General features: G+C 48.1%; 21 protein-coding genes and 1 riboswitch. Of the genes, 16 read left to right on the forward strand and 5 right to left on the reverse strand.

All coding sequences use genetic code 11. From position 1 onward, the window contains the following. Position 1: 1 nt before the first annotated feature. The gene (locus ACAN55_RS05055; RefSeq protein ID WP_379128989.1) at positions 2-1099 is read left to right on the forward strand and encodes a GerAB/ArcD/ProY family transporter; all 1098 of its coding nucleotides are present in this window, start codon (positions 2-4) and stop codon (positions 1097-1099) included. Positions 1100-1105: 6 nt separating this feature from the next. On the opposite strand, the gene ACAN55_RS05060 is transcribed toward ACAN55_RS05055, so the two are convergent. Next, positions 1106-1336, reverse strand: coding sequence for a YczF family membrane protein (locus ACAN55_RS05060; RefSeq protein ID WP_379128992.1), 231 nt, complete (start codon positions 1334-1336; stop codon positions 1106-1108). A gap of 160 nt (positions 1337-1496) precedes the next feature. Here ACAN55_RS05060 and ACAN55_RS05065 point away from each other — a divergent pair, with 160 nt between their 5' ends. The 3 genes from ACAN55_RS05065 (at position 1497) to ACAN55_RS05075 (ending at position 4721) form a co-directional block, all read left to right on the forward strand. Beyond that, on the forward strand, positions 1497-1856 hold the full coding sequence (locus tag ACAN55_RS05065; protein WP_379128995.1) for a (2Fe-2S) ferredoxin domain-containing protein: 360 nt from the start codon (positions 1497-1499) through the stop codon (positions 1854-1856). Between the two features lie 204 nt (positions 1857-2060). Next, complete coding sequence (locus ACAN55_RS05070) at positions 2061-3230, forward strand: AI-2E family transporter (protein ID WP_379128998.1); 1170 nt, start codon at positions 2061-2063, stop codon at positions 3228-3230. 9 nt (positions 3231-3239) lie between these two features. Then, positions 3240-4721, forward strand: a complete 1482-nt coding sequence (locus ACAN55_RS05075) for a carboxylesterase/lipase family protein (protein ID WP_379129001.1) — start codon at positions 3240-3242, stop codon at positions 4719-4721. Between the two features lie 58 nt (positions 4722-4779). Here ACAN55_RS05075 and ACAN55_RS05080 read toward each other — a convergent pair whose 3' ends face one another. Both ACAN55_RS05080 and ACAN55_RS05085 read right to left on the reverse strand, forming a co-directional pair. Further along, positions 4780-6249, reverse strand: coding sequence for an N-acetylmuramoyl-L-alanine amidase family protein (locus ACAN55_RS05080; protein ID WP_379129003.1), 1470 nt, complete (start codon positions 6247-6249; stop codon positions 4780-4782). A 305-nt stretch (positions 6250-6554) separates the two neighbouring features. Further along, on the reverse strand, positions 6555-7727 hold the full coding sequence (locus tag ACAN55_RS05085; protein ID WP_379129005.1) for a PstS family phosphate ABC transporter substrate-binding protein: 1173 nt from the start codon (positions 7725-7727) through the stop codon (positions 6555-6557). Positions 7728-7910: 183 nt separating this feature from the next. Continuing rightward, positions 7911-8058, forward strand: a riboswitch (FMN riboswitch). A 123-nt stretch (positions 8059-8181) separates the two neighbouring features. Between ACAN55_RS05085 and ACAN55_RS05090 the strand changes: the two genes are divergently transcribed. The 12 genes from ACAN55_RS05090 (at position 8182) to ACAN55_RS05145 (ending at position 23806) form a co-directional block, all read left to right on the forward strand. Further along, the gene (locus tag ACAN55_RS05090) at positions 8182-9147 is read left to right on the forward strand and encodes a DMT family transporter (protein WP_379129009.1); all 966 of its coding nucleotides are present in this window, start codon (positions 8182-8184) and stop codon (positions 9145-9147) included. A 297-nt stretch (positions 9148-9444) separates the two neighbouring features. Beyond that, complete coding sequence (locus ACAN55_RS05095) at positions 9445-11148, forward strand: sensor histidine kinase (protein ID WP_379129833.1); 1704 nt, start codon at positions 9445-9447, stop codon at positions 11146-11148. A gap of 27 nt (positions 11149-11175) precedes the next feature. Next, the gene (locus ACAN55_RS05100) at positions 11176-12813 is read left to right on the forward strand and encodes a response regulator (RefSeq protein WP_379129011.1); all 1638 of its coding nucleotides are present in this window, start codon (positions 11176-11178) and stop codon (positions 12811-12813) included. A gap of 111 nt (positions 12814-12924) precedes the next feature. Continuing rightward, positions 12925-14628 (forward strand): type 2 periplasmic-binding domain-containing protein, encoded by a 1704-nt coding sequence (locus tag ACAN55_RS05105; RefSeq protein WP_379129014.1) that lies wholly within the window; start codon positions 12925-12927, stop codon positions 14626-14628. A gap of 228 nt (positions 14629-14856) precedes the next feature. Next, positions 14857-15747 (forward strand): ABC transporter permease, encoded by an 891-nt coding sequence (locus ACAN55_RS05110; RefSeq protein WP_379129017.1) that lies wholly within the window; start codon positions 14857-14859, stop codon positions 15745-15747. 24 nt (positions 15748-15771) lie between these two features. Further along, complete coding sequence (locus ACAN55_RS05115; protein WP_379129019.1) at positions 15772-16650, forward strand: carbohydrate ABC transporter permease; 879 nt, start codon at positions 15772-15774, stop codon at positions 16648-16650. Positions 16651-16674: 24 nt separating this feature from the next. Continuing rightward, positions 16675-17766, forward strand: coding sequence for a glycoside hydrolase family 53 protein (locus ACAN55_RS05120; RefSeq protein ID WP_379129021.1), 1092 nt, complete (start codon positions 16675-16677; stop codon positions 17764-17766). 489 nt (positions 17767-18255) lie between these two features. Next, positions 18256-18879 (forward strand): stage V sporulation protein AA, encoded by a 624-nt coding sequence (locus ACAN55_RS05125; protein ID WP_379129023.1) that lies wholly within the window; start codon positions 18256-18258, stop codon positions 18877-18879. A gap of 2 nt (positions 18880-18881) precedes the next feature. Next, a complete protein-coding gene (locus ACAN55_RS05130) occupies positions 18882-19307 on the forward strand; it encodes a stage V sporulation protein AB (RefSeq protein WP_379129025.1) in 426 nt (141 codons plus the stop codon). Between the two features lie 766 nt (positions 19308-20073). Then, positions 20074-21810, forward strand: coding sequence for a spore germination protein (locus tag ACAN55_RS05135; RefSeq protein ID WP_379129836.1), 1737 nt, complete (start codon positions 20074-20076; stop codon positions 21808-21810). 112 nt (positions 21811-21922) lie between these two features. Then, positions 21923-23257 carry a diaminopimelate decarboxylase gene (gene lysA / locus ACAN55_RS05140; protein ID WP_379129027.1) on the forward strand — a complete coding sequence of 445 codons (1335 nt, stop codon included), beginning with the start codon at positions 21923-21925 and terminating at the stop codon, positions 23255-23257. Positions 23258-23374: 117 nt separating this feature from the next. Next, complete coding sequence (locus ACAN55_RS05145; protein WP_379129029.1) at positions 23375-23806, forward strand: peptidylprolyl isomerase; 432 nt, start codon at positions 23375-23377, stop codon at positions 23804-23806. 89 nt (positions 23807-23895) lie between these two features. Here the strand turns inward: ACAN55_RS05145 and ACAN55_RS05150 are convergent, their stop codons facing one another. Beyond that, positions 23896-25395, reverse strand: a complete 1500-nt coding sequence (locus ACAN55_RS05150; RefSeq protein ID WP_379129032.1) for a copper amine oxidase N-terminal domain-containing protein — start codon at positions 25393-25395, stop codon at positions 23896-23898. 34 nt (positions 25396-25429) lie between these two features. Next, positions 25430-26806 carry an MBOAT family O-acyltransferase gene (locus ACAN55_RS05155; RefSeq protein WP_379129035.1) on the reverse strand — a complete coding sequence of 459 codons (1377 nt, stop codon included), beginning with the start codon at positions 26804-26806 and terminating at the stop codon, positions 25430-25432. Between the last annotated feature and the right edge of the window lie 62 nt (positions 26807-26868).

Raw genomic sequence — 26868 nt, forward strand, 5'->3', positions numbered from 1 at the left:
GATGAAAAAAGAAATGATCAGCGCGAATCAATTATTTGCCATGATTATATTGTTTGAGCTGGGCACGGCACTTGTCGTTCCAATTGGCTTGGAAAGTGGCCATGCCGTATGGCTGTCCATTCTTCTTGCCTTACCTGGAGGGGTTGTGCTGTATCTCGTTTTTGCGGATCTGCATCATCAAAATCCGGATATGATCATAAGCGGATATACACAGAAAATTCTGGGAAAGCTCATTGGCTGGCCATTAAGCTTATTATACATCCCGGTCTTTATGTTCAACGGCTCCAGAAACCTTCGGGAAGCAGGAGACCTGCTGTTAGCTTCTTCCTATGACCAAACTCCGGTGTTTGTTATCAATGCGATGATGGTTGTTGCAGTCATGTATATCCTGAACAAAGGCATAGAGGTATTCGCCAGAACCGCTGGGATCTATATATTCGTTGTACTGTTTATGGGTGCGATCTGCAGCTTTGTTGTTATTGTGTCAGGTTTGATCGATCTGGAGAATCTCTTTCCCCTGCATGCCAAGGATTGGAGAGATGCGTTTCAGTCCGCCTATCCAAGCATTTGGATTTTTCCGTTTGGGGAACTTGTATGCCTGACCACCATTCTGCCACAGATCAACCGATCTTACCTGGTGAAGAAAACGGGGGTTATTGCAGTTATACTTAGCGGGTTGCTGCTCGCTTTCACACATGCGATTGAAATGTCTGTGCTGGGAGAAAACATTTATGCCAGAGCGGCCTTCCCCATGTTCACCACCGTAACTCAGGTCAACCTTGCTAATTTTGTACAGCGTCTAGATGCACTTGTTATGTTAACTTTGATTATAGGGGTATTCTTCAAAATGACGATCTATTGTTACGCGGCAATAGCTGTGACCTCCGATTTATTCCATGTGAAGGAACAGCGGAAATTGGTCGTCCCGGTTACGGTGGTCATTCTGTTCAGTTCCTTTATCAGTGCGGAGAACTACCCGGTTCATTTGGATGAAGGCAGAGTGTTCATGAAGTTTATTTTGCCGGTGTTATGTGCATACATCCCGATCCTGTTATTTATTGTCCAGCATGTCCGAAAGAGATTTCATCTGTTCAGGTAACGTGATTTATTGATTCGTCTGGCCTTTACGTTTCTTAAGGGATGCTGCGATCACCTTAATAACGGGTAACAGTAGAAAGCTGATCATAATGATGGATTCCATTAATGAGGTGGTGGCGAAGGTGGCGTGGATGGATTGCATGGCATCTGCGAAGCTTAAATGCGCCAGAAGATCGATGGAGACAATGATTGACAAACCTAAGAATCCCAGCAGGAGATAGAGAAAGAGAATCTTCATAGATATCAGCTCCTTATAATTACATGTGATGATCAGCGGGTGGACTGAAAAGCTAAAGGTATTATGTCCACTTCGATCTGTGAGTAACCGAGAGGACTCACTCTATTGACAGTCTATGAACAAATTAGTAGATTGAAGCATAAAGGGGGATGGAATCTCCATGACAACCTGGAATCTGCAAGGAACGGCAAGCCATCTGCTCATCTGCAACGGCAGCAGCTGCAAGAAACATAAGGGTGAAGAAGTAGCCGAAGCTATAGAAGACGAGATTGAGAAGCAAGGCGCGCAAAGCGTGATCCATACAACAGTAACCCGCTGTAATGGAAGATGCTCAGATTCCTGCGTAGTGATCGCTTATCCTGAAGGAGTATGGTATAAGGACATCACACCTAAATTAGCGAAATCTCTGGTACGGAAGCATCTGCAGGGTGAACGGCTTGAGGACAACGTAGTTTATGTGTATGAGGATAAGCTTATTGCCGTGAACGAACGGGGTACGAAAGGCAAAAAGAAGAAATAATCACCATCTCCAAACTCCCTTCATGAATGTATCGAATAAGCATTGCCCGTAACCGAAGCTGGACTGGTTGCGGGCAGTTTGTTTTTCTGGCGGGGAGGATTATGATAGGTGTAAGCTTTACAGTTAAAATTTGACTTGCAGGCGCCGCGTTTAATATGCTAATAGGAAGCGCATTTGAGAGTCGTTGATAAAGGGGCTGAAGATATGGATAAGCTGCAACTCTGGCCGGAGAAATTCAGAAAGTTCTTTTTGAACAATAAATTCGTCGTATCGCTGCTCATTTTATTACTCATTGGCGTTAATGTTCTGGTATTCTCCAAGGTGCCCTTTATCTTTAAGCCGATATCTGTACTGCTGCATACGGTGGCCGCACCGCTCCTGCTTTCGGGGATTGCCTATTATCTGCTTAATCCGCTGGTGGACCGGCTGGAGAAGCGTAGCAGGGTGAAGCGGGCTTACGGGATCGTGATTCTATACCTGCTGATTGCGGGTATTATTACGCTGATTCTGTTAACGGTCATTCCAATCATTCGGAGCCAGCTTATGGGTCTGATCGATAATTTCCCGAAATACAGCAGCCAAATCCAGAATGAATTCATGGATCTTACCGGTAGTGAGCTGTTCGGGCAGATTCAGGAGAATGTAGGTACGGATGTAACTGACCTTACAAGCCGGGCGACGGAGTGGGCTTCCTCTTTCCTTAATAATGCAGTGGACAGTGTAGGCAACTTTGTGGGTGCACTGACCGAGATTGTTCTCGCCCTGGTAACGACTCCCTTTATTCTCTTCTATCTGCTTAGGGATGGAAGACGGCTTCCCGATTATATTCTGAAGTTTATTCCCGATGCTCTGAAACCGCAGACCCGGATGGTCATGAAGGAAATGAACAGTCAGGTAGCTTCTTATATCCGCGGGCAGATTATCATAAGCTGCTGTATCGGAGCGTTATTGTATATCGGTTATCTGATTATCGGGCTGGAGTATTCGCTTGTTCTGGCGATTGTTGCCGCTTGTACGGCCGTTGTGCCTTATCTGGGTCCGGCAATTGCCATCACACCGGCGTTGATCGTAGCCATGGTCACCTCACCGTTTATGCTGCTTAAGATGGTATTTGTCTGGACAGCTGTCCAACTGATTGAAGGCAAATTCATCTCCCCGCAGATTATGGGCAAATCGCTGAAGATTCACCCGATTACGATTATTTTTGTAATTATTTTCGCAGGTAAAATGTTTGGTGTACTCGGTATCATTCTCGCCGTACCGGGTTATGCCGTACTAAAAGTTATCGTTACGCATATCTACCAGTGGTTCCGCTTCCGTTCAGGGCTGTACACGCAAATTGAAGAGAAGCCGGAAGAACCTCTGAATTTATAAAGGGGAAGGATGATCGTAGTGGAAGGACCTATCGCAACAACATCATATGGCAGACTGCGGGGAGTGACTTCGGGAGGCGTGAAAGTCTGGCGCGGAATTCCGTTCGCAGCCCCGCCGGTAGGAGACCTCCGCTTCCGGGCGCCGCAACCGCCGGAGTCATGGGATGATACAAGAGATGCCTTGGAATTCGGGCCGATCAGCCATCAGCCGCCAGACGTATCCGGTAACCGTTACGCTGGTTTAACGCCGGAGCATTCGGAGGATTGCCTGTATCTCAACGTATGGGCGCCTGCGGAAGGCGGTAAGGATTTACCGGTCATGGTGTGGATTCACGGCGGCACGTTTATAACAGGTGCGGGGAGTCAGCCCCTATTTGATGGAAGACGTATGGCTGAGCGCGGACAGTTAATTTTGGTTACTATCAATTACAGACTTGGGCCTTTCGGTTTTCTTCACCTTTCACATCTGGGCGAAGGATTTGCCTCTAATCAGGGGCTGCTGGATCAGGTTGCTGCGCTGGAATGGGTTCAGGAGAATATCGCTGCGTTTGGCGGAGATCCGCAGCGTGTCACAGTGTTTGGGGAATCAGCGGGAAGTATGTCCATCGCTGCCTTGCTGGCCATGCCAGCCGCCAAGGGATTATTCTCGGGTGCCATTATGCAGAGCGGAGCTTCTCAGACACTCCGGCATGAGCAGGCAGCCGCGATCTCAGCCGCGCTGCTGGCTGAACTGGGGATTTCCCCGGGGGGTGATCTTCAGGAACTGAATTTAGTTCCTGCGAAGTCTATCCTGGAGGCAGCTGCACGAATGAGCCATAAGCTCTCAGGCGGCTCGCTCAACCTGTTCTTTCAGCCAGTCATCGATGGGCCATCGTTGCCGGCAAGTCCGGAGGAAGCGGTAGCCGGGGGTTCAGCAAAGGGCATCCCGCTGCTGATCGGAACGAACCGCGACGAAGGGTATCTCTTCTTCCGGGATGAGTCCAGTGCGGGGAACTTCGAACAGTCACTCAAGGCGTTTGAGATGATTCTGGGTATTGGAGATATCTCAGAACTGGTACGGGATTATCCGGCTTCCTGGCAAGGTCAGGCTGAAATCATGACAGACCTGTATTTCTGGAGAAGCTCACTTACCTTTGCCGAAAGCCAATTAGCACATGCACCCGTATGGATGTACAGATATGACTGGACCATGCCCGGTCACCCATTACTCAGCAAAGCAGTACATGCGGCGGAAATCTATTATGTGTTTAATACCTTGCCCCTGCTTCAGCGGTTTGGGCTGGAGATCACGCCCATTATGGAAAGACTAGCCGATTACATGCAGGGAGCTTGGATTGCCTTTGCGCACCGGAGGAATCCCGGAACTGACGAAATGCCTTGGCCGAAATACACAACTGAAGACCGTGCTACGCTTATTTTTGACAGTGAGCCACATACGGTGTACGATCCTGAACCGGAGAAGCGCAAGCAGCTTATTGGGAACAGGGGTTAGAATCAAACAAAGAGGGAGTCAGCAGCCATACCGGCTGAGCTGACTCCCTGTTTTGATTTTATAGTCCTAAGTACTCCTTGATACCCGCTACTACGGCTTCAGCAATCTTTTGCTGGTAAGAAGCATTGAAGAGAAGGGCTTCATCTTTAGAATTACTCATGTATCCGCATTCCAGCAGGATGGCAGGCATCTTGGTTTCTCTCGTTACATGCAGGCTACTTTGACGTATGCTCCGGTCCGTGAGTCCCGAGGCAGGTACAAGATATTTATGGACAACCTTGGCGAACTGCAGACTTTCCGCACGGGTATAATACGTTTCGGTACCGCTGGGATTGGTTTTACTGCCTGCTTCAATGCTGTTGGCATGAATGGATACGAATAGTGCCGCTTTCAGATCGTTAGCAAGTTTGGCTCGTTCCTGCAGGGTTGGATAAGTGTCATCACTCCGCGTAAGTACGACCTCCAGATTCGGGTCATTGTCCAGTAGCGCCGCGATTTTCAGTGCTGTAGCAAGCGTGAAGTCTTTCTCGGTGCGTTTAGTAGCCGTACTAATTGCCCCGGGGTCCTTACCACCATGTCCCGCGTCGATAACAATGATTTGCCGGCCGAAAGGGACTGTGGTGTCAGGAGGTGAAATCGGATCCGCAGGATCAACGGTGGCCGGATCGTCTGAACTCTTCTCATTCAGGTCAATGATTACCAAGCCGTCCCCAGCGTTAATGACGCTATAAGGCTTCGCGCTATTCATATCCATTACCACTCTGATGGTTGAAGGATCGTTGCTGAATAACGAATACCGGATCGCTGAGATATCTGGATAACCTGTGATTGCCATTGTTCCGCTTAATTTATTCGCAAGCATAGGACTCTGAATAAAGCTTTGGGCGAACTCGGTGCCGGGAAGCTCCACAACAATCCGGTCTTTACCTGTCAAAGGGAACACATTAGGTGTTACACTTCCGCTAACTGCAATAACCAGGCGGTTGTCACTGAAACTCAGGTTCATAAGCTGCACGTTTTTGCCGGTTTCAGCAGCCCCGCCACCTGAACCTGCTCCACCTGTTCCATTTGAAGGTCCGCTATCCGGTGTTTTGACTGGAGTGACTAAATAAGCTGTCTTGCTGATATTGTCCCAACTAACATCTGTTCCTGTTTCAGTTCCGACAAAAGCAAGAGGAACATAGGTAACCGTCCCGACGAGATAAGGGGCAACCTTGAGCTGGACCTGCTTTCCTGAGGATTCAGCCACAGGGTTGTTTAAAGTCAGTTTCAGGGTTGAATCGGATTGTGTGATCACCGCTGTTTTGGTCACGTTGTCCCATTTGACATCATACTTCAGATTCACGGTTACCAGGCGGAGGGGAACCATAACCGTCCCATTCACGAGCTGTACCTGTGTCTCCTTGGGCATTTCAATTTCAGTTCCGTTCAGGTTAATATGTGTCTGTGCGGCTTCGGCCTGGATTCTACCCGGACCAACCACCAATAATAACAGGAACAGTAAGCCAATAAAACCCAATTTCTTCATCTGTAATCCCTGCCATTCCTGTTTATTTGACTGCTATGTACAATGGAATCCGCAGCTTTCCATATCATGGACAAGTGCATTCCTACTATTGCTTAAACGACAATTCTTGCCAAAAGTTGCGTACGGATAATGGAGAATCATGAAATATTTATGACTGAGCCCAATGAATATCTTCAGGAGTAATATCGGTATTCAGGCGAGGAATGTGAAGTTCTGATTACCAGCAATCGACAATATACTTGAATGCAAAAAAACCGTCGCCCGCGAGTGTTCTCGCACGGCAACGGTTTAGATATAAGCTAGAATTAGTTCAATGAGGTATACCCGGTCTTCTCCACCAATTCCTGACCTTGAGAGGAGATCATCCAGTCCAGAAAAGGCTGCACATTTGGATTGCTGCTCCCAGCAGTAACTGCATAGAATTCTGCGGCAAAAGGATATTCTCCGCTGCGGATGGAATCCTTACCCGGCTTCACACCGTCGATATCTAGCAGGGCAATATCACCGCTTGCATTCATCTCCGTGGCATAGTAGAGGAAGCTGTACCCTAAGGCATTCTTATAGTTACGGTAGCTGGATGTTAGTGTAATCATTCCGCTCATGGCATCGGCAATGTCTTCTTGCGGCGGAGTCATCAGCGGAATATCACCCATCAGCTTCTCCAGCATCGTCTGGCTGCCGCTGTCCTCACGCCGCTGAAAAGCACGGATGTTATCCTTTTTACCTCCGACACTTTTCCAATTGGTTATTTTTCCGGAATAAATGTCCTTGATTTGTGTTGTTGTCAGACCGGTAACCGGATTTCTTGCATTCACGAAAAATACGAACGCTTCGCGGCCGATCGGTGTCAGCTTGAGTTCAACACCATTTAGCTCCGCCAGTTCTTTCTGGGCTTTGGAGGGAGCTGCCGCGAAAATGATATCTGTCTGTCCCCGTATCAACTTTTTATATGCCTCAGACGTTGTGCTGCACACTACCTTACTGTCCTTGAATTCATAGTAATTATACTCGCCTGCAGGATAGACCGCCTGGACAAAAGCCGAATAAAGCGGATAAAGTGCAGTCGCACCATCGAGGCGGGGCAATTCCCCGGTGATACGATACGAGGAAGGTTCGGCAAGAACCGCTACCTTTGAACCCGACTTGAAGGCAGTATAATCCGAAAGATTGATCTCCTTCTCATCGACGACGGCGAAGCTATTAATGTTGGCTTTATTCATTTCATACCCTGCTGTGGCAAGTACGCATAATCCAATGAAGGATAACATGGCGATATGGCGGACTCTCGGCGAAAGAAGACTGAAAATGTTTAAGAACGCATAAACGGCAATACCTGCTGTGATCACCAATACGAGCGGAGCGTAGAACCGGGTTTCGCCGATCAGTGAAGTCATTATAAATATGACAAAACCAATAATACCAATCCCTGCTGCCAAGAATAGAGATACCAACAATTTAAGCCAAAATGAATTTTTCAAATTCTCCTCCTTGAGTAGTGACCTCTTTCCATTATATAGAAACCCACTCGTCGTCTCAGTAAAAAAATGTACATTCTCTCAGAAGATTGAAATCATATGAAAACTTTTTAAATGTTTCTGAAAAGCTCTGGACGAATGGCAGTAAAAAGGATATTCTAGGATTGTGAAAAATATAACAAAATACAAGATTCTCGGGGTAGGTGAAATTCCTAACCGGCGGTAAGGTCCCTGAAGGATCAAGCCCGCGACTCTCTTCTACTGATGCAGCAGAAGAGACTGATCTGGTGAAGTTCCAGAGCCGACGGTAAAGTCCGGATGAGAGAGGATCATTAGGTAAAGACAGCGGGTATCCCTGTATGTCTTTATTGATAACGACCCCCGAGTATTGCCTTAAGGCATGCCGGGGGTTTTTGGTCTGCAACGAGGGTTTGTATCGATAAGGAGAATGAAATAAATGAGTAATCTGACGAGTTCAAACAAAGGGTTCCGGACAGCAACGCTTCGCAGCGGATTTTGGCTAGTTGCCCTGGGAGCCGCACTTTGGGGTGTTGATCCGCTGTTCCGGATTATCCTGTTAAAATCACTGACTTCTTCACAAATTGTTCTGCTGGAGCATGTCGTGCTGTTCCTGGCTTCTGCACCGGTACTCTGGCGCAATCGCAGGGAATTGAAAGGAATCGGACTTCGCCAGACTGGAGCGTTGCTGGCGATCTCTTGGGGAGGTTCCGCTTTCGCCACCATTCTGTTCACCAAAGCTCTGACCGGCGGTGATTTCAATGCCGTACTTCTGCTGCAGAAGCTGCAGCCGCTATTCGCGATTGGTCTTGCGGCTGTCATTCTCAAAGAACGGCTGCCCCGCAATTTCGGTCCTTTACTCATTCTCGCATTAGCGGGAACCTACTCGCTAACGTTTGGGTGGACGGTTCCATTCGGCCATGTGAACAGCTTTATGAATCAAAGCAGTCTGATGGCATTGGGAGCTGCTGCACTCTGGGGCGGTTCTACTGTGATGGGACGTTACCTCTTGGGTTCTATGACTTCCGAAACGGTGACCTCACTCCGGTTCACTATGGCTCTGCCACTGCTCTTAGTTATCACTGTGTTAGAGGGTTCCCCTTGGCACATTAATGGAGGTGTTGCAGGTTCCGCTGCGGTTGCAGTCAATCTGCTGCTGCAAGCCCTGCTCCCCGGATTATTAAGCATGATGCTTTATTACAAAGGACTTAACACGACTAAGGCCTCCTATGCTACACTTGCGGAGCTTAGTTTTCCGATGATAGGTATTGTGATCAACTGGATCGTATATCACCAGGTTGTTACGTTGCCCCAGCTTGTGGGCTTCGCTCTAATCTGGACCGCCTTGTTCGTGATTTCCTGGCAGCAAAGCAAGGATAGCGAGCTGAATTACAGCAAGAATTAAGACATCCTTTTAGCCTTCAATACAAAACGTCCGTTCCGCCAGATGAATCTGCTGCGGAGCGGGCGTTTTTTTGATTGGCTGCTAAAACTGCAGAAATGTTGCAGAAGTATCCTATAGCCTATGATCTTAAGCGTTTAGAATGAGGGGGTCTGTAGTTCAGATAAACCCTGAATCGGAGAACCCAGCTATTGCCTTTGCGCCTGGAGAATTTGTTTGTACAATTAGAGAGATGTCACTAAAGCCGGGGTGTGAAGAGAAGTGTACCGATATAATCTGTTTACCAAAATTGTGAGCATCATGGTGATCATGCTGATTCCGATAGCCTTTCTTTATTTTTATTCGAACAAAACCACAACAGACGTGCTCCGCAGCGAGCTGAATATGTCGAACAGCACCCAGCTTAGTTTTTTTCAGAACCAGGTGGAGACGAATATGGAGCTGCTCTCATCATGGCCTATTCTGCTGATTCACGATCCCGATATTCTCAGTTTGAAGGATACTTATCTCGAAGGTGAGAACCTCAATCTGGACGCCATCAATCTGGTCAAGCGGATTCAGACCAAAATCAGCATTCAAGAAAGCTCCTCCAACTGGAAGAGCAAATTATACTTATATTCACCGTCCATCCATCGGATGGTTACGGAAAATGATGCCATTTCATACAGCGATGAGGACCTGCAGCGGGAGATGAAGTCAGGGTGGCATGTAGACAAAATCCAGGAGCAGAGCGGAGACCGGTTTCTGTTCTCATGGTTTTCTTTTACCCCGTTCCGCTCGGAATTCTCCCCGGATGAAGCTACCTCGATTATGAAGATCGAATTCGACAGCCGTAACCTGGAAGATATGCTGGACAACTTCAAGAGCGGCGGCAGAAGGGACCCTTTCTACTATAAACCTGGTGTGGGACTGATCTTTAACCGCTCTGCGGACAAGGTACTTGCCGGTGAACTTGTAGAAAGACTGGAGCAGGAACAGCTGAAGCAGATAGATATTGATAATAGGAAGCTTGAGATAAACGGGGAATCCTATAGTGTGAATATTGTGTATTCGGACATCATGGACTGGTATCTGATTGATTACATTCCCCTCTCAGAGATTTTGCAGCCTATCCATAAATCGAACCGGTTGTTCTATATCTCCATGAGCGCCCTGCTCCTGATGAGCTGCCTGGTAGCCTATCTACTGTATGTACAAGTACAGGTGCCGGTCAAGCATTTGGTAGGAGGATTCCAAAGATTGAAGAAGGGTGATTACTCCGTCCGGGTCGAGATCAAGGGTAAGAATGAATTCAGCTTTCTCTCCGGAAGGTTCAACAGTATGGTGGAGCAGACCCAGGAGCTGATTGAGAATGTACTGATGGAGAAGATTCATGTGCGTGAGGCCCGGCTGAAGCAGCTTCAATCGCAGATCAATCCGCATTTTTTCTATAATTGCTTCTCATTTATTACGAGTATGGCCAAGCTGGACAATATGAATGCTGTTGTAGGGATGTCCCATAATTTGTCCCGCTATTACAGATATACGACGCGGCAGGAGCGCGATTTAGTAACTCTTGCAGAAGAAACGGAATTTGTGACACATTATTTGGAAATTCAGCGGATGAGAATGAGCAGGCTGCAGTATTCCATAGAACTGCCTCCGCAGATGCGAAAGCTGGATATTCCTCCGCTGGTGCTCCAGCCTCTGGTGGAAAATGCAGTTCTGCACGGTATTGAGCCTATTGCGGGAGCAGGAATGGTACGGATCACCGGGTCTTGCAGCGGAAGACTTATGCAACTAACCGTTGAAGATGATGGCCAAGGGATGACGCCGGAAGGCATTGCCGAACTTGAGGGTAAGCTTGGACGAATGATGGATGAAGAAATGGGCTGCGGCGTATGGAACGTTCATCAGCGAATGAGGCTGCGTTTTGGCGAAGAGTCCGGATTGACGTTTACTCTTTCGCCTCTAGGAGGCTTACAGGCCACACTTCAGTGGCTGTTGCCCCTCGCAGATCATTAATTGAAGTTGTTACGGGAGGAAATAAAGATGATTGAGCTGTTGTTGGTCGATGATGAGTCATATGTGACGGAAAGCCTGTTCCGCACGATTCCATGGGATAAGATGGGGGTTCGTCAGGTGCATCAGGCGGCATCGGGAGCTGAAGCGCTTAGCCTATTAGAGCAGGTGGATATTGATATTATCGTTACGGATATTTCTATGCCCGGCATGACAGGGTTGCAATTAATTGAGACGGCTAGTGAAAAATGGCCCAACATCCGCTCGATTCTGCTTACTGGCTACTCCGATTTTCAATACGCGAAGAAGGCCATCCAGCTTCAGGCTTATGATTATATCCTGAAACCGGTCAGCGATGAGGAGTTTATCAAAAGCGTCTCGGGTGCCATCGATTCCTTGAAAGAGGAGTGGGAGGCCAGTGACCGGTATCATCAGCTGCTCTATACCCGCAAGTCTGATTATAGTGTCTTACACGCTAATCTTATGCATGATCTGCTGCTCGGAAGGGTCATGTCCGAACGGACACTTTCGACAAAGCTCAAGGAGTATGAGATACACTTTGAACTTGATACTCCGGGTGTGATGCTGCTGATCCAGCTGGGCAAGCACTATACATCTATGGACCCTGCTTCTGTCTCACTGATGGAATACGCCATCGGCAATATTGCAGCAGAGCTGTTCAAGGAACATTTTCATATCTGTTTCAGCAAAGCGCCCCATGACTGTCTGGTTATATTGGCTCAGTATAAGGGCGGGAATCTTCGGCAGACTGAATTCCCTGACAATTACGAAAGTGAGCGTCAGCTCATGTTGAAGGCAGCAATTTCAGATTTCCGAACCGGAGTGACCAATTATCTAAAAGGTGACATTTCGCTGATCGTAACGGAATGGTTCACCTTCCCGCAGGGAATCACCGCCGCCTACAGATCGGGTCTTAGTTCCATGTATTTGGCGAATTCTAATGAATCAGGCCCGGTCATGTACTTGGAGGACCGCTATCCTCAGGAGACGATCACGATTAAATCGCTGGAAAGCCTCTACCGGCCGCCGACGCTGATTCATCTTCTCGAATCCAAGCAGTGGGATGCCGCACGCCAGAAGATTGCAGATGTTTTCCAGGATATGGAGAAATCGCGCTTTTCAAGAGAACATGTATATGAGGCGTTTCTGTCGATTACCAATGCTTTTATGTACATTGCCCATAAGGAAGGATTATATATCTCTCAAATTGATCAAAATGCTCTTGATCCGCTGCTGACCCAAAGCATGGTCGTATCACTGGATAAGCTGAAAGAGTGGGCTTCTGATTTGCTGGATAAGCTGCAACAGGAGCTGTCTGAAAGCGACCAGTATACGAAAAGCTATATTATCAAGCAGGTGCATGAGCTGGTGGGGAACCATAACGGGCATGATCTATCAGTGAAGACGATTGCCGATCAGGTATTCCTGCATCCGGTGTACCTGTCCAAAATATACAAAGCGGAGACCGGCGAGGGACTCGGTGACTATATCATCCGCATGCGGATGGAGCGGGCGCTGTATCTGTTGAAGAACACCAATAAGAAAATCTATGAAATTACGACAGAGCTGGGATACCAGAATCCGCAGTATTTCAGTAAAATGTTCAAAAAGCACTACGGTATGACACCAAATGAATTTCGGGATTGATAGAGAGGTTGGCAAAGGTGCAGAAACCTTGTTTAAATGGCGTGTTCGTCCCCGCCGCCGTTCCCTATAATTAAGTTGTAACCAATACTTAAGAACCCAAGGGGGACCAAAATGAGCGCGATGAATAGAAAAAAATGGCTGCCGCTCCTATGTATGAGCGTGCTGCTTGCCGGAAGTATTGCGGGCTGCTCCGGTAATAATGAATCTACTGCAAACAATGCAGCAGGAGAACCATCAGCAACTGCCGCTGCTGAAACTGAAAACGCCTACAAGGATAAATATGATCCTGAAGTAACCATTACAACGGTATGGGGCGTTGACCCGGAACTGAAATTCAAGAATGGTGAAACCATTGAGAATAACGTATCCACTAAATGGGCAAAAGAGAAATTCGGCATCAACATCAAATCCTTGTGGTCGATTACGGATACAAACGGCGCGTTCGGAACGAAGCTGCGTTTGTCCATGTCCTCCGGCCAGGAAATGCCTGAAGTTGTCACCATTGGTACAGCTGACGCTACCATTGCCCAGGATTTGATCGACTCGGGAATGTACGCTGAAGTCGGACCGATGTTTGATAAATATGCTTCTGAATCCTGGAAGAAGGCCATGGCACAGGATCCAAACGTGTGGAATCAATACAGCCGCGACGGCAAAAAAATGGGTATTCCGGTACTCGATTACGCATACAACCATGACTATATTTTGTGGATTCGCCAAGACTGGCTGGATAAGCTGAATATGACCGCTCCAAAGACCATTGACGAGCTGGAAAAAGTAATGGATGCGTTCAAGAACCAGAACCCTGACGGTCTGGCACCTGACAAAGTTACACCACTCAGCATTGGATTCAAAACGACAATGAATACTTGGATGGGTGACCCTTCCTGGATCTTCGGTGCGTATGGAACCCTTCCGCAGCAATGGAATCTCGGAGCTGACGGTAAGCTGGAGTACGGATCTGTAAATGCAGGCATGAAGCAAGGTCTGGACAAGCTGAAGCAATGGCTGGATAAAGGATATATTCCGCAAGAAGCAGCGCTTTGGGATGAGAACAAAACTTCAGAACCGGCCGTTGCCGGCACAGCAGGAATTATTCCTGGACCTTACTGGATGAGCGGCTGGCCGCTGCAGGATACGGTGAAGAATGCCCCTGGAGCTGTCTGGGCACCGATCGAGCTTCCGGCCGGACCTGATGGCAGCGTTATGCGCCATGGTACACAGTTCACCAACGGTGTAACCCTGATCAGCACTAAAATGAAGAATCCGGAAGCGTTCTTCACCTACCAAAACTACCTGTTTGATAATTTCGCCAATCCGCAGCCGGGCAGCGAGCTGGACAATGGTCTGTTCGCAGGCTATGACTATGAGCTGGATGCCAGCGGTAAAATGGTAGCGAATGATAAAATTGCCGGCGGTTATGTGAACTCGGTACGTTATCTGCTTGTCCGTGACGGCGCACGTATTCCGGATGCCCAAATGCAGGCATTGCTGAATCTTGCGGATGGCGCAGAGCCTACAACGCGTCTGGAGAAAGACGTAGCGGTGAACTACGGTAAGGATACTCCGGCTGCAGCGAAAGTACTGCTGGCTCAGGAAGATAAATCATTCAAGAACATGTTCACCGGTCCGACTACGGAGACTATGAAGTCCAAGATGGATTACCTGAACAAGATCGAAAGCCAGACGTTTAATGAAATCATCTATGGTAAAAAACCGCTTGATTCCTTCGACACCTTTGTCTCCACCTGGAATGCAGGGGGCGGCGAGCAAATCACGAAGGAAGTTAATGAATGGTATGACAGCGTAAAATAAGCTGTGAAGAATCTGCGGACCTGCAGTCCGTAAGGCCGCCCGGGCGTGAACAGTCGCCTCCGGGCGGCTTTTTTTGCGCGGAAATCTGGTTACCACGGCTCTTTTTTAAGCTGCGAAAGACATTGCTTTTGTGCCATTTATCTTGCTTAAGCTGTCTACTTGGGTCATTGAGGCGTTGCTATAATTTGAGTATGGAGAAGAAGAAATGAAAGATATGGGGGACCACAGATGAGAACACTAAAGAAAACCTGGCCATTCCACGCCATGCTGCTACCGGCAATGATATTCCTGATCCTGTTCAGCTTTATACCTATGGGCGGCATTGTGATGGCCTTTCAGGACTACAAGCCATGGCTCAAAATTTCAGGCTCGGAATGGGTGGGACTTGATAATTTCCGTTATCTGTTCGAACGCCAGGACAGCATGCAGGTCATTTGGAACACACTGATTATTGCAGTCCTGAAAATGATATTTAATCTACTAGTACCTTTTGTATTTGCGATTCTGCTGAACGAAATTCGTAAGGTGGCCCTGCAGCGCTCCATCCAGACGCTTGTATACCTGCCCCACTTCTTGTCATGGGTCATTCTAGGCGGTATTCTGCTGGACCTGCTGGCTACGGACGGCTTCGTCAATCAGATCCTTGGAACCTTCGGTATTAAGCCGATCTTCTTCTTGGGAGATAACAACTGGTTCCGCTTTACCGTCATTCTGACGGATGTGTGGAAGGAGTTTGGATATAACACGATCATCTTCCTGGCGGCACTTGCCGGAATCAATCCGTCACTGTATGAAGCTGCCGAAATGGACGGGGCGAGCCGCTGGAAGCAAACCCGCTATATCACCATGCCTTCCCTCGTGCCGATGGCGGTGGTTGTCGGAACACTGGCGCTCGGCAATGTGCTTAACGCAGGTTTCGACCAAATCTTTAACCTGTACAACCCTCTGGTCTATCAGAAGGGCGATATTATCGATACATTCGTATACCGGACAGCCATTTTGAACGGCGAGATGGGATTTGGCACAGCGATTGGATTGTTTAAATCGGCAATCAGCATGATTCTGATTCTGGTTTCTTACCGGCTGGCCAAAAAATGGGCGGGTTATCGCATATTCTAATTTACCTGGAGAAGAGGGACTGTAATGTATTATAAAACTAGAGGTTATCGCATATTTAACGTATTCAATACGATCTTTCTGATCGCGCTTGCTATCATGTGTATTATCCCGCTGGTTCACGTGCTCGCTGTATCCTTCAGCGCCAAATCGGCGGCAGATGCCAACCTTGTCGGGTTGTGGCCCAAGCAGTTCTCGCTGGAAGCGTACAAGAAGACAATCGACAATCCGGTATTTCTGCATTCCATTTGGATTTCCGTGAAAAGAACGGTAATTGGTACAGCGCTCACACTGCTCATTACCTTCCTGGCAGCCTACCCTTTGTCCAAGGAGACTTCGGGGTTCAAAGGACGGAACGTCTACTCCTGGCTGTTTGTGTTCAGCATGGTGTTTAACGGGGGACTGATTCCCTTTTATATCGTGATTCAAAAGCTTCATCTGATGGATTCTTTCTGGGTGCTTGTTCTTCCCGGAGCCGTTAACACCTTCCTGGTCATCCTGATGCTTAACTTCTTCCGCGGGATTCCTAAGGAGCTGGAAGAAGCGGCGCTAATCGATGGAGCCGGACATTTCCGGACGTTGTTCAGCATCTACCTGCCGATCTCATTGCCTTCTATCGCAACGATTGCCCTGTTCAGTATGGTGTTCCACTGGAATTCCTGGTTCGACGGCCTGCTGTATATGAACAACTCCAAGCAGTTCCCGCTCGCCACCTTTTTGCAGACCGTAATTATCCAGCGGGATATGAGCTCGATGAGCGTAAATCCGAAGGAGATGGAACTGCTCTCGCAGACAACAGTACGGGCAGCACAAATCTTTATCGGTGCTGCACCGATTCTCCTCGTGTATCCTTTCCTGCAAAAGTATTTTGTTAAAGGGATGACACTTGGTTCTGTGAAGGAGTAGAAGTACGTTGAAGGAGCTGCTTTTATGAAGAGAACCTTTATTAACGGGATGGATATCTCGTTTCTGGATGAGATTGAGCAGGGCGGGGGTACGTTCAAGGCTCGCTTTGTGGATGAGCGGATTGACAAAGGGACCAGGGCGAGCAAGGGTGAAACCGGCGCTATGGCTGGGGAGATCAAAGACCTCCTCGCTATTCTCAAAGGCAATGGAGTGAATTCGATCCGGCTACGGATCTGGAATGAGCCCCCTGGCGGGTATTGCAATCTGGAACGTACACTCGTGATGGCAAAGCGGATCAAAGAAGCCGGGCTTGGCTTCCTGCTGGATTTCCATTATTCAGACAAGTGGGCTGACCCGCAGAACCAGTGGAAGGCGGCAGCCTGGGAGGCACTTGATTTCCCGGAGCTGCAAACAGCAGTATATGAGTACACTCAACAAGTTCTTACCGCTTTAAAAGAGCAGGGTACGCTTCCTGATATGGTGCAGATCGGGAACGAGATCACCCCGGGAATGCTGTGGCCGGAAGGAAAAGTGGATGGGGATAGCGACACACAGGAGCAGTGGGAACAGCTTGTTGCCCTCGTACAGGCTGGAATATCTGGAGCCAAGTCAGTAGAATCGGCGATATCTATCATGATTCACATTGACCGTGGAGGAGATAATCCTGCCAGCCGTAAGTTTTATGACCGCTTTGAGGAACTGGGGGTTCAATATGATGTGATCGGCTTATCCTTCTACCCTTGGTGGCATGGAACCCTGCAAGATCTGGAGCACAACCTGAACGATCTGGCAGTACGTTACGGCAAGGAGATCATTGTAGTGGAAACGGCATATCCGTGGACACTTAGCCCGCCTGAAGGATTTCCGATCATCGTGAGCGAGGAGTCACAGCTTCATGCAGGTTATCAGGCAACAGTGGAAGGCCAAGCGGCATATCTGCGTGATTTCACGAAAGTGATCCAAGCCGCACCGGGCGGCAAGGGCATCGGATTCTATTACTGGGAACCGGCCTGGATTCCATCACAGAAGGAGTGGTCCGTGGGCCACACCAACAACTGGTCCAACCTGACCTTATTTGATTACGAGGGACGTCGGCTTGATTCCCTGAGGTTTTAATTGAATTCGATGAGAGGCTGTCCTGCATGAATGGCGATCAATTGCCGGCGGGACGGCCTCTTTTTATTTAAATAACTCTGGCTAACCAGCTATTGCAGTACAAAGCCCAGCAGCAAAGAGACATATAGACAGCATCAAGTTACATAAAGGCAGCAACAAGTTAGATTTAGTTAGCACCAAGTTATCGCAAAAGAACACCAACCCATCACTAAGCGACAGGTAATTCTAGAAAGCCGTCAAATAAACGCATGAATGACAAAGTAAGATAACACCTGCACACTTCCTTGTATCCGCTTACATAAAATCATCCCCTTTGTTCTTCCTATGGAAATTGTAAGGGGGCACCATTTAAAACGATACCCATATAAATCCAACATTTGTGCATCTTTGGAATGATTGTAACCCGTAAGAGTAAAAATAAGCCTTTCCTCCCATACTATCGATAATCTTGCAGCAGTATTGCGGCAAGAACCCTTAGGAGGACTGCGGATGAATAGCCGAGCGGATAACGTCGTTTATATACAGCTTAAAAACCGGGTCACTCTGCCCAAAGGGTCAGGGATCCTGCTTCGTGACGTTGCATATCTGATTATGGCGCCGGAACGGGAGGAAGCGTTGAACTCCATTCTATTGATCCAACCTGAGCAGAGTGACGGCAACCTTATTTTAATTGATCTCTTGACGGTTATCCCCCGGATTCGGGAGCATTTCCCGGAAGCGGATATCGAGCCGATTGGTGAAAGCCGGACGATTGTGCAGATTGAGGGGCCTTATGAATCACGAAAGCCATCCATGGCGTTATTTGTTCTGGTCTGGCTGCTGTTGTTCTTCGGCTCTGCACTGACAATTATGAATTTCCATGCCGATGTCAACATGCAAGAGGTACAGATCCGGATTGTTGAAATGCTTACCGGACAGCGGGATGAACATCCTTATCTCTTTCAGATTTCTTACTCCCTCGGAATTGGCTTCGGTATGGTTATTTTCTTTAATCATTTGTTCAAAAAGAAATGGAACGAGGAGCCGACACCGCTTGAGGTGGAGATGTTCCTCTACCAGAAGAATATCGATCATTATGTAGTTAACGAGGAGTACAGCAAAAGGGGGGGCTGAGAATGACCGCACCGATTATGCTGGGACTGAATATGATTTTGGGCATTGCAGGCGGAATCGCCGTGGGCGGCGGAGTGATCGCTTTGTTCATCGTACTCGATATGATACCTCGCCTGGCCCAAGTTACTGCTTCTTATAACAAAGTTCATTGGTATGAAGGTGCCATGGTGGCGGGTTCGTTTCTAGGTACAGTAAGTGACTTCTGGAACTGGACGATATCTGCGGGTCCTATGGCAGAGCTGGCCGTAGGGCTGTTTGACGGGATATTTATCGGGATGCTGGCGGCGGCACTGACTGAGGTACTAAATGTACTGCCGATTCTGGCCAAAAGGCTGTATATGACCCGCTATCTGTTTGGATTGCTGATGGCGATGGTCTGCGGCAAGGTAGCCGGTTCTTTGTTTGATTGGATGATATACAGACAATAAACGGGGAGGTAGTGAAGTGGTCAAATATATTCACAGCGGAGATTTTATTGAGGATGAGGATCAGCATGCTGCATCGGCTCCTGCCGTAGAGCAAACGCAGGATGACACAGACTTGGTAGTATCATTTAAACCGGATTTTGTTCCATCCATTGCGGAAGACATTGGCAATACCCCAGAAACAACAGATTCTAAGGAGAGTCTTGATCCGACCGATAACAATAGAACTTTCGAGAAAGTAACAGATGAAAGTGTTGCTACGAATCAGGCGAATGATCTTGATGAAGAGCTATCTTCTAAAATAGACCCGTCCGTCGATATAGGTGTAGATAATGAAGGGAACGGCTACGGCGAGCGGGATCTTGTACCTTCTGAAGTACTGGGTACCCCAGATCAGGAGGGTGAACAGTCACAAGACAACGCAGTTCCGGCAGTGGAAGGAAGCTCGGATCTCGAGCAAGGATCCGGAGCTGAAGATACTAATGCCGATGGAAATGAGGAGAGTACCTCCGAAGACAGCCCGGATTCAGAAAATACAGAAAGTAATGCTATACCCGATACGAACCAGGACGCAGATACTTCGGGACAAGATAATACGGAGTCTGTTCAGAGGGGAGACGATCAACCCAACGAGGACACCGGAATGGGTACGGACAACAGCCAGGACACGGAAGCTTCCGATGAACTTGGGATGGAGGATCAGGATCAAGATCAGCCCAAAGGGTTATTTGCCAAATTCTTCGGGTTTGTGACCGATGGTGCTGAGGATATGGATACGGATTCAGAAAACGCCGGAGAGGAGGAGAATACGGAAGCTCAGAATCCGCAGCAGTCAAAGGAAGCAGGAACAGAAGAACAGTCCCAAGCGAAAGCAGACAGCAGCAATCACAAGACCAAGTCGAAGAAGAATAAACAGTCGGCTCAGAAATCCGATGAACCTGACAACAACCATAAAGATCCCCGTCAAGAGAAAAGGGATTATGAACGTTCGGACTCCCTGGAGCAATCCATTATTTACTGGCAGGGCAATGATAAGATTCCGGTAACACTGGAGCGGACCAAGGATACGTTGACCGAAGTTATGGGACTGGGTTCTTCTTTTGATGTGGTATTCCGGGAGATGTCTTTTGGCGGCAGAAGGGTTGCACTGCTGTGTATTAGCGGATTTGCCAAGGATACGATCATTGATGAAATTTTAAAGCGATTGACCTATCTTACACCGGAGAATTTATCCACGGATGTTCTGACCACCTTCATGAGCGAGTACATTCCCCATATTCAGGTGGAGAAAGGCGATTTACTGAGCGAAACCGTCAACAAGGTTTTGTCCGGGATGAGTGCGATTTTCATTGAGGGTGAAATGCGTGTAATCATCATGGATACCCGTGCTTATCCTTCACGTGGCCCAGAGGAGCCTTCTATAGAGCGGGTTGTTCGTGGTGCGCGTGACGGCTTCACTGAGACGCTACTCAGCAACGTAGCGCTGGTTAGAAGACGGGTCCGTGATCCGGGGCTGAAATACGAAATGCATCAGGTCGGACGCAGAACACGGACAGATGTCTGTGTGGCTTATATCGATGATATTGTGGATAGGACTCAAGTCAAAGCAGTGACGGATAAAATAAACAGTGTGGATCTCGACGGAATCCCTCTCGCGGATAAGCAACTGGAAGAGGCGATTGTCGGTGCGGGTTGGAATCCTTATCCTATGGTCCGTTACTCCGAGCGCCCTGATGTTGTTGCTTCCCATTTGCTGGAGGGCAGGGTAGTTGTATTTGTCGACACGTCGCCCAGTGTCATGGTACTTCCGACAACATTTTTTGATCTATGCCAACATGCCGAAGAGAATCGCCAGACTCCATTTATGGGTACGTATCTTCGCTGGGTCCGGTTTATAGGCATTTTCGCCTCCATGTTTCTTCTGCCGCTCTGGATGCTGCTTGTTATTCATCCTGAACTGAAACCGCCTATGCTTGAATTTATCGGACCGCAGAAGACGGGTAAAATCCCTCTCCTTGGTCAATTCCTGATTGTGGAGCTTGGTGTAGATTTGCTTAGAATGGCAGCGGTTCATACGCCTACACCTCTGGGATCTGCTATGGGCTTGATCGCAGCGATACTGGTAGGCGATATTGCGGTGCAGACAGGGTTATTCGTGAACGAAGTTGTGCTCTATATGGCTGTGGCTTCTATCGGCATGTTCGCCACTCCAAGCTATGAGCTTGGGCTGGCCAACCGCATTGTCAGGCTTGCGCTGCTGCTTGCTGTTGCTGCTTTCCAGGTGCAGGGTTTGGTTATCGGCTCCACACTGCTGATCATACTTTTAACTACTCACCGTTCGTACAATTCGTCCTACCTGTGGCCGTTTATACCGTTTAATGCAAAGGCGATGGGCGAAATAATCCTGCGTCAGCCTGTACTATATTCCAAAACAAGGCCGTCTTTTAACAAAACCAGAGACAATACGAAGATGCCCCCACCTAAACGAAACAAAGGTCACGCGTAGGATAATACAAATCAACTGCAAATTAGTCCATTCAATGGTTCCCGCTGTCTGCTATACTGAATATACTTAGACAGGTGGAGATGATAATCCACAGAAATTGGAGGACTGCACAATGTTTTTACACGGGACGAGCCGGATTAACGATGCCGGACATCTGGAGATTGGCGGATGTGATGTTACGCAATTGAAAGAGCAATATGGAACCCCGCTCTATATTATGGATGAGCAACTTGTGCGGCACCGCTGCCGCGAATATATAGATGCATTTAAAGCCTCCGGGCTTGGGTTCCAAGTTGCATATGCAAGTAAGGCATTCTCCATCATGGCGATGTGCCGTCTGGCTGATGAAGAAGGACTCTCCCTCGACGTCGTATCCGACGGAGAGCTGTACACCGCTCTGCAGGCAGGGTTTCCGGCTGAGCGTATCCATTTCCATGGCAACAACAAAACACCGGATGAGATTGAAATGGCGATTGATGCCGGCATAGGCTGCTTTGTAGTGGATAACCTGATTGAGCTCAGCCTGCTTCAGGCGATTGCCGGCCGCAAGGAAGTTACAGTAAATGTGCTGCTGCGCGTCACTCCAGGGGTAGAGGCTCATGCTCATCATGCTTATGCTGCTACCGGCCAGACCGACTCCAAGTTTGGGTTTGATATCGGTAACGGATCTGCACTGGAAGCAGTGCGTCAGGCTTCGGCGAAAGCCAACCTGCAATTGCTGGGTGTTCATTCGCACATCGGGTCACAAATATTCGAGACGGAAGGCTTCCAGCTTGCCGTTGAGCGGGTTGCCGCTTTTGCCCGTAAGGTGAAGGAAGATCTGGGAACCGAGTTCACGGTGGTTAATCTTGGCGGAGGTTTCGGTATTCGTTATGTGGAAGGCGATACTCCGCTTCAGGTATCAGAATATGTTGCGGCGATTACGGATGCGGTGAAGACGTATTTTGCCGGAATCTATAGTAATCTTCCACAAATTTGGGTAGAGCCAGGCCGCAGTATTGTGGGTGACGCAGGAACAACATTGTACACTGTAGGCACGAGCAAAGAAATTCCTGGTGTCCGCAAATATGTTGCCGTTGACGGTGGAATGACCGACAATCCACGCCCGGCACTGTACGAGTCGAAATACGAGGCTCTGCTTGCCAACCGTGCCACTGAAGAAGCCACAGAGACGGTTTCCATTGCCGGCAAATGCTGTGAGAGTGGAGATATGCTGATCTGGGACGTAGAGTTACCGGAAGCAGAGAGCGGAGATTTGCTGGCCGTTGCATGCACGGGAGCCTATAACTACTCCATGGCGAGCAACTATAACCGCATTCGCCGTCCGGCGGTAGTCTTCGTTCAGAATGGCCGGAGTGATCTGGTTGTCCGCCGTGAAAGCCACAGCGACATTATTGCCAATGATATTGTACCGGAGCGTATTGCGAAGCAGCCTGTGGCAAGATAATGTGATAGAAAGACCGCCTCGTCCGCCGAGCGGTCTTTCTTTTGCATTGATAAGGATTTCATAGTAAACTAATACAAGTGTCTAACATCTGCCAATTTTGAAAGGAGTCATTTACATATGGCTAAACAAGCGAAAATTACAATGGAAAATGGCGGCGTTGTGCTGCTGGATTTGTTCGAGAACGATGCTCCAAACACGGTTGCTAACTTTGAGAAGCTCGCGAACTCCGGTTTCTATAATGGATTGGTATTTCACCGCGTAATTCCTGGTTTTGTTGCTCAAGGCGGCTGCCCTAACGGCACCGGCGCTGGTGGCCCTGGTTACACCATCAACTGTGAGATTAACCCGAACAAACATGAGCGTGGATCCCTTGCAATGGCTCATGCCGGTAAGAATACAGGTGGAAGCCAGTTCTACATCGTATATTCCCCGCAACCGCATCTGGACGGTGTACACACCGTATTCGGTAAGATCGTAAGCGGCATGGAGCATGTAGATGCATTCAAAGGACGCGATAAAATGGCGACCGTTGAGGTTTTTGAAGCTTAAACCAACAGTCAAGCGCTATAAATAAAAGACTCTCCCTGAGATGGACTGAATTCAGCCGCCTCTCAGGGAGAGTTTTTTTGCATACTGGTTTATTCTGAAATCGAAAGTTGATATTCGTGCTGATCTATGTTCAGATCTGCTTTCAAGCCTAGTTGTTCGGCCACGAACTGTACAGGAACCATAGCCCGTCCGCCGCTGATTAGGATAGGATGGAGCATCGTGACGGCTTGACCGTCAATTTCTGCCTTACTCTGACCTGCGGTCATCTGGAGTGTATGCTGCTTAATGGTGAAGACGGCCTGTTTCGCAGCCGAATCCCATTGAAGGGTTGCCCCAAGCGATGCCGCGACCTCTTTAGCCGGAAGGAACAGCTCACCCTGTTCCTGGACTAATCGGGTTGTAAAAGGAACATTCGCATTGTTTACAGTAACTTCATACGCGTACACATTACCTTTTTTATCCATAAGGGCTGAATGGGTTTGTGACTCAAGGTTGTTGTTTAGAAGTGAAATATTATCTTCAGTAACCCTGTATTTGGCATCATCCCTGCCTACAGCCTGGGCAATCCAGCTGTTCACCTGTCCGCTGTGATGGCTTAGATCCTTATATAAATCGAGATTAAAGGTCCAGTCGGACTCAGATTGAAAATCATACAGCCGGGAGTTCGGATGTTTGTTAATCTGGCTGAACATCCATTTACGCATTTCCAGCTGATTGCTGTAGCGCTTGGGATTGACATTATACCAGGCGACCTGTCTCATAATGGAGTAAGGCGGATAATAAAAGTTGAATTCCACGTCAGGATAATCCGTAAGCAGCTGGTCAATGTAGGTATTGAACCGTTCCTGAAGCTCAGGAAGCCCCTCTTCGTTCATTCCAAAATAGATCTCGCTTGCACTATGGTCACCGTAATCTTTAGCCACCCGTTCTTTGGAAAAGGTAGAGGTATCATTCCAGTTGTTGAGGTGCTCAAGTTCGGTATGATTACCGAGCAGAGATGATTTGAGACTTAAGAAGAACTGCGTATAGACGGATGAATTAAAGATATATTTGTAGTCGTTGCTTATCTTGTCATCATATAAAAAATCCGGGAAGGACTGCTGCTCCTCCGGGGTAGGGTTCTTCAGCGAGAAGTAATCCAAGCCCCAGAGCACCTTTTTAACCTTGCCGGTTTCGAGAGCCAGACGTGCCATCTTGTAATGCTCTTCAACTGTAGAGCCTTCGATGGACAGCTTCATGGCTGTTCCGCCAAGACTTTCGCCTACTTCCGAGGGAAGAAAATTCTCTGTCATGGAAGTTCCAATAATGATCGTATCGTAGTCGAAATTTTTAGCCAGCCCCGGATTTTGATATCTTTCCTGCTTCGAGTACACGGGCGTATACCATGAGGTCCTATGATAGAACTGGAGCGGATCTACAACAATGATTAGCAAGGCCATTAGGGCTGCAAGAATCAGAGTGAAGAGCAGAAACAATCCAACGGTTCTTTTGGAGCGGGAATGAAATCCTGGTCTGGAATCTGATGGAGACACAGAGGCACCCGAGTGAGAAGTGTCCTCGATAAAGCCTGTTTTTTGCTGGGGTAACAAATCAGGTATCCTCCTAAATAAAGCTCATCTAGATTTAGAAATTGAAATATAGGAATTCGGTAATCCGGTTGAAAAAGAGCAGGGAGATCATGAACATCACGGCCATCAGCAGAGCTGTTTTCCAATTCGGACGCAGTTTACTGAAAGCTACTGTTAAATTCGGAGACAGGGTCATTACGAGCAGCAGAATAATGAGAAGCGGTGCAATCAGCACGAATGCTGAAAGCCCCGAGAGTCCCAGGCCATTAATACCGGTCATTCCACGCAACACCCTCGTGGCCTGAGGCATATTGTCCGCCCGAAAGAAGACCCAAGTGATATTAATAAAGATGAAGGTAATCAGCCAGCTGGACCATTGTGGTAGAGGGATGCCCCAGCGTTTCCAGATCCGCTGCACTGCTTGTCCGCCCCCGTGGAGCAATCCCCATAAAATGAACATCCAGCTGGCACCGTGCCAAATCCCTCCAATAAGAAAGGTAATCAGTACGTTGCGGATGGCTGTCCAGAAGCCGCTTCTGCTGCCCCCCAACGGAATATATATATAATCTCTAAGAAAATGGCTTAACGTGATATGCCAGCGCCGCCAGAAATCCTGTATGCTGGTCGCGCGGTAAGGAGAGTTGAAATTTTGCGGAAGCCGGATGTTGAACAGCAAGGCAATTCCGATAGCCATATCTGTATATCCGGAGAAGTCATAATAGATCTGAAAGGTATAGCTCAGAACTGCAATCCAGGAATCCAGGAAATGCGAAGCGTTGATAAAACCGCTGTTAGCGTATCCGGCAAGCGTATCAGCGATCAGCATTTTTTTGGAGAGGCCAATACAGAATAGCAGGGAGCCGGACATAACGTTACTCCAGTTCCAGATCTTATTGCGGAGCCTTTCAAACTGGGGCATCATGTCTTTATGGTGAAGGATGGGGCCGGCGATCAGATGTGGGAAGAAGGTCACGAATAATACATAGTTGATGATGCTGTATTCCTTCACCTGTCTCCGGTAAGCATCTACGAGATAAGCGATCTGGGTAAAAGTGAAGAAACTGATCCCAAGCGGTAGCAGCAGGTGGAGCACAGGAACATTAGCCCCCGTAAGCCCGTTCCAGTTCTCGATCAGAAAACCGGCATATTTATAGTATCCGAGCAGTACTACGTTGGAGGCTATTCCGAAGAACAGAAGCAGTGATCTCCGTGTTGATACGGACAATAGCTTCCGGCCGACCAGATAATTAAACGCGATGGACAACAGGATCAGAGGAATATACTTTAAATTCCACCAGCCGTAAAAAAATAGCGAAGCTAGCGCCAGCCACACCTTGGCCGCAAAGAAGCTGCGGTAGTTGATGAAGACGAAATAAACCAGCAGTGTCACCGGAAGAAAAGCAAAAATAAATATGTAGGAGTTAAATAGCATACCGGTCCTCGCTTTATCAGGGAATTGGGAAATTCATGAAGGTAATGCTGAACCTTCTAATG

The organism is Paenibacillus oryziterrae (assembly GCF_042610485.1).
Taxonomy (GTDB): domain Bacteria; phylum Bacillota; class Bacilli; order Paenibacillales; family Paenibacillaceae; genus Paenibacillus_AQ.

Bases quoted from the DNA above. Each gene is read 5' to 3' on its own strand.
- ACAN55_RS05055 (WP_379128989.1), top strand. From the start codon at position 2: ATGAAAAAAGAAATGATCAGCGCGAATCAATTATTTGCCATGATTATA.
- ACAN55_RS05060 (WP_379128992.1), bottom strand. From the start codon at position 1,336: ATGAAGATTCTCTTTCTCTATCTCCTGCTGGGATTCTTAGGTTTGTCA.
- ACAN55_RS05065 (WP_379128995.1), top strand. From the start codon at position 1,497: ATGACAACCTGGAATCTGCAAGGAACGGCAAGCCATCTGCTCATCTGC.
- ACAN55_RS05070 (WP_379128998.1), top strand. From the start codon at position 2,061: ATGGATAAGCTGCAACTCTGGCCGGAGAAATTCAGAAAGTTCTTTTTG.
- ACAN55_RS05075 (WP_379129001.1), top strand. From the start codon at position 3,240: ATGATCGTAGTGGAAGGACCTATCGCAACAACATCATATGGCAGACTG.
- ACAN55_RS05080 (WP_379129003.1), bottom strand. From the start codon at position 6,249: ATGAAGAAATTGGGTTTTATTGGCTTACTGTTCCTGTTATTATTGGTG.
- ACAN55_RS05090 (WP_379129009.1), top strand. From the start codon at position 8,182: ATGAGTAATCTGACGAGTTCAAACAAAGGGTTCCGGACAGCAACGCTT.
- ACAN55_RS05095 (WP_379129833.1), top strand. From the start codon at position 9,445: ATGGTGATCATGCTGATTCCGATAGCCTTTCTTTATTTTTATTCGAAC.
- ACAN55_RS05100 (WP_379129011.1), top strand. From the start codon at position 11,176: ATGATTGAGCTGTTGTTGGTCGATGATGAGTCATATGTGACGGAAAGC.
- ACAN55_RS05105 (WP_379129014.1), top strand. From the start codon at position 12,925: ATGAGCGCGATGAATAGAAAAAAATGGCTGCCGCTCCTATGTATGAGC.
- ACAN55_RS05110 (WP_379129017.1), top strand. From the start codon at position 14,857: ATGAGAACACTAAAGAAAACCTGGCCATTCCACGCCATGCTGCTACCG.
- ACAN55_RS05115 (WP_379129019.1), top strand. From the start codon at position 15,772: ATGTATTATAAAACTAGAGGTTATCGCATATTTAACGTATTCAATACG.
- ACAN55_RS05120 (WP_379129021.1), top strand. From the start codon at position 16,675: ATGAAGAGAACCTTTATTAACGGGATGGATATCTCGTTTCTGGATGAG.
- ACAN55_RS05125 (WP_379129023.1), top strand. From the start codon at position 18,256: ATGAATAGCCGAGCGGATAACGTCGTTTATATACAGCTTAAAAACCGG.
- ACAN55_RS05130 (WP_379129025.1), top strand. From the start codon at position 18,882: ATGACCGCACCGATTATGCTGGGACTGAATATGATTTTGGGCATTGCA.
- ACAN55_RS05135 (WP_379129836.1), top strand. From the start codon at position 20,074: ATGGATACGGATTCAGAAAACGCCGGAGAGGAGGAGAATACGGAAGCT.
- lysA (WP_379129027.1), top strand. From the start codon at position 21,923: ATGTTTTTACACGGGACGAGCCGGATTAACGATGCCGGACATCTGGAG.
- ACAN55_RS05145 (WP_379129029.1), top strand. From the start codon at position 23,375: ATGGCTAAACAAGCGAAAATTACAATGGAAAATGGCGGCGTTGTGCTG.
- ACAN55_RS05155 (WP_379129035.1), bottom strand. From the start codon at position 26,806: ATGCTATTTAACTCCTACATATTTATTTTTGCTTTTCTTCCGGTGACA.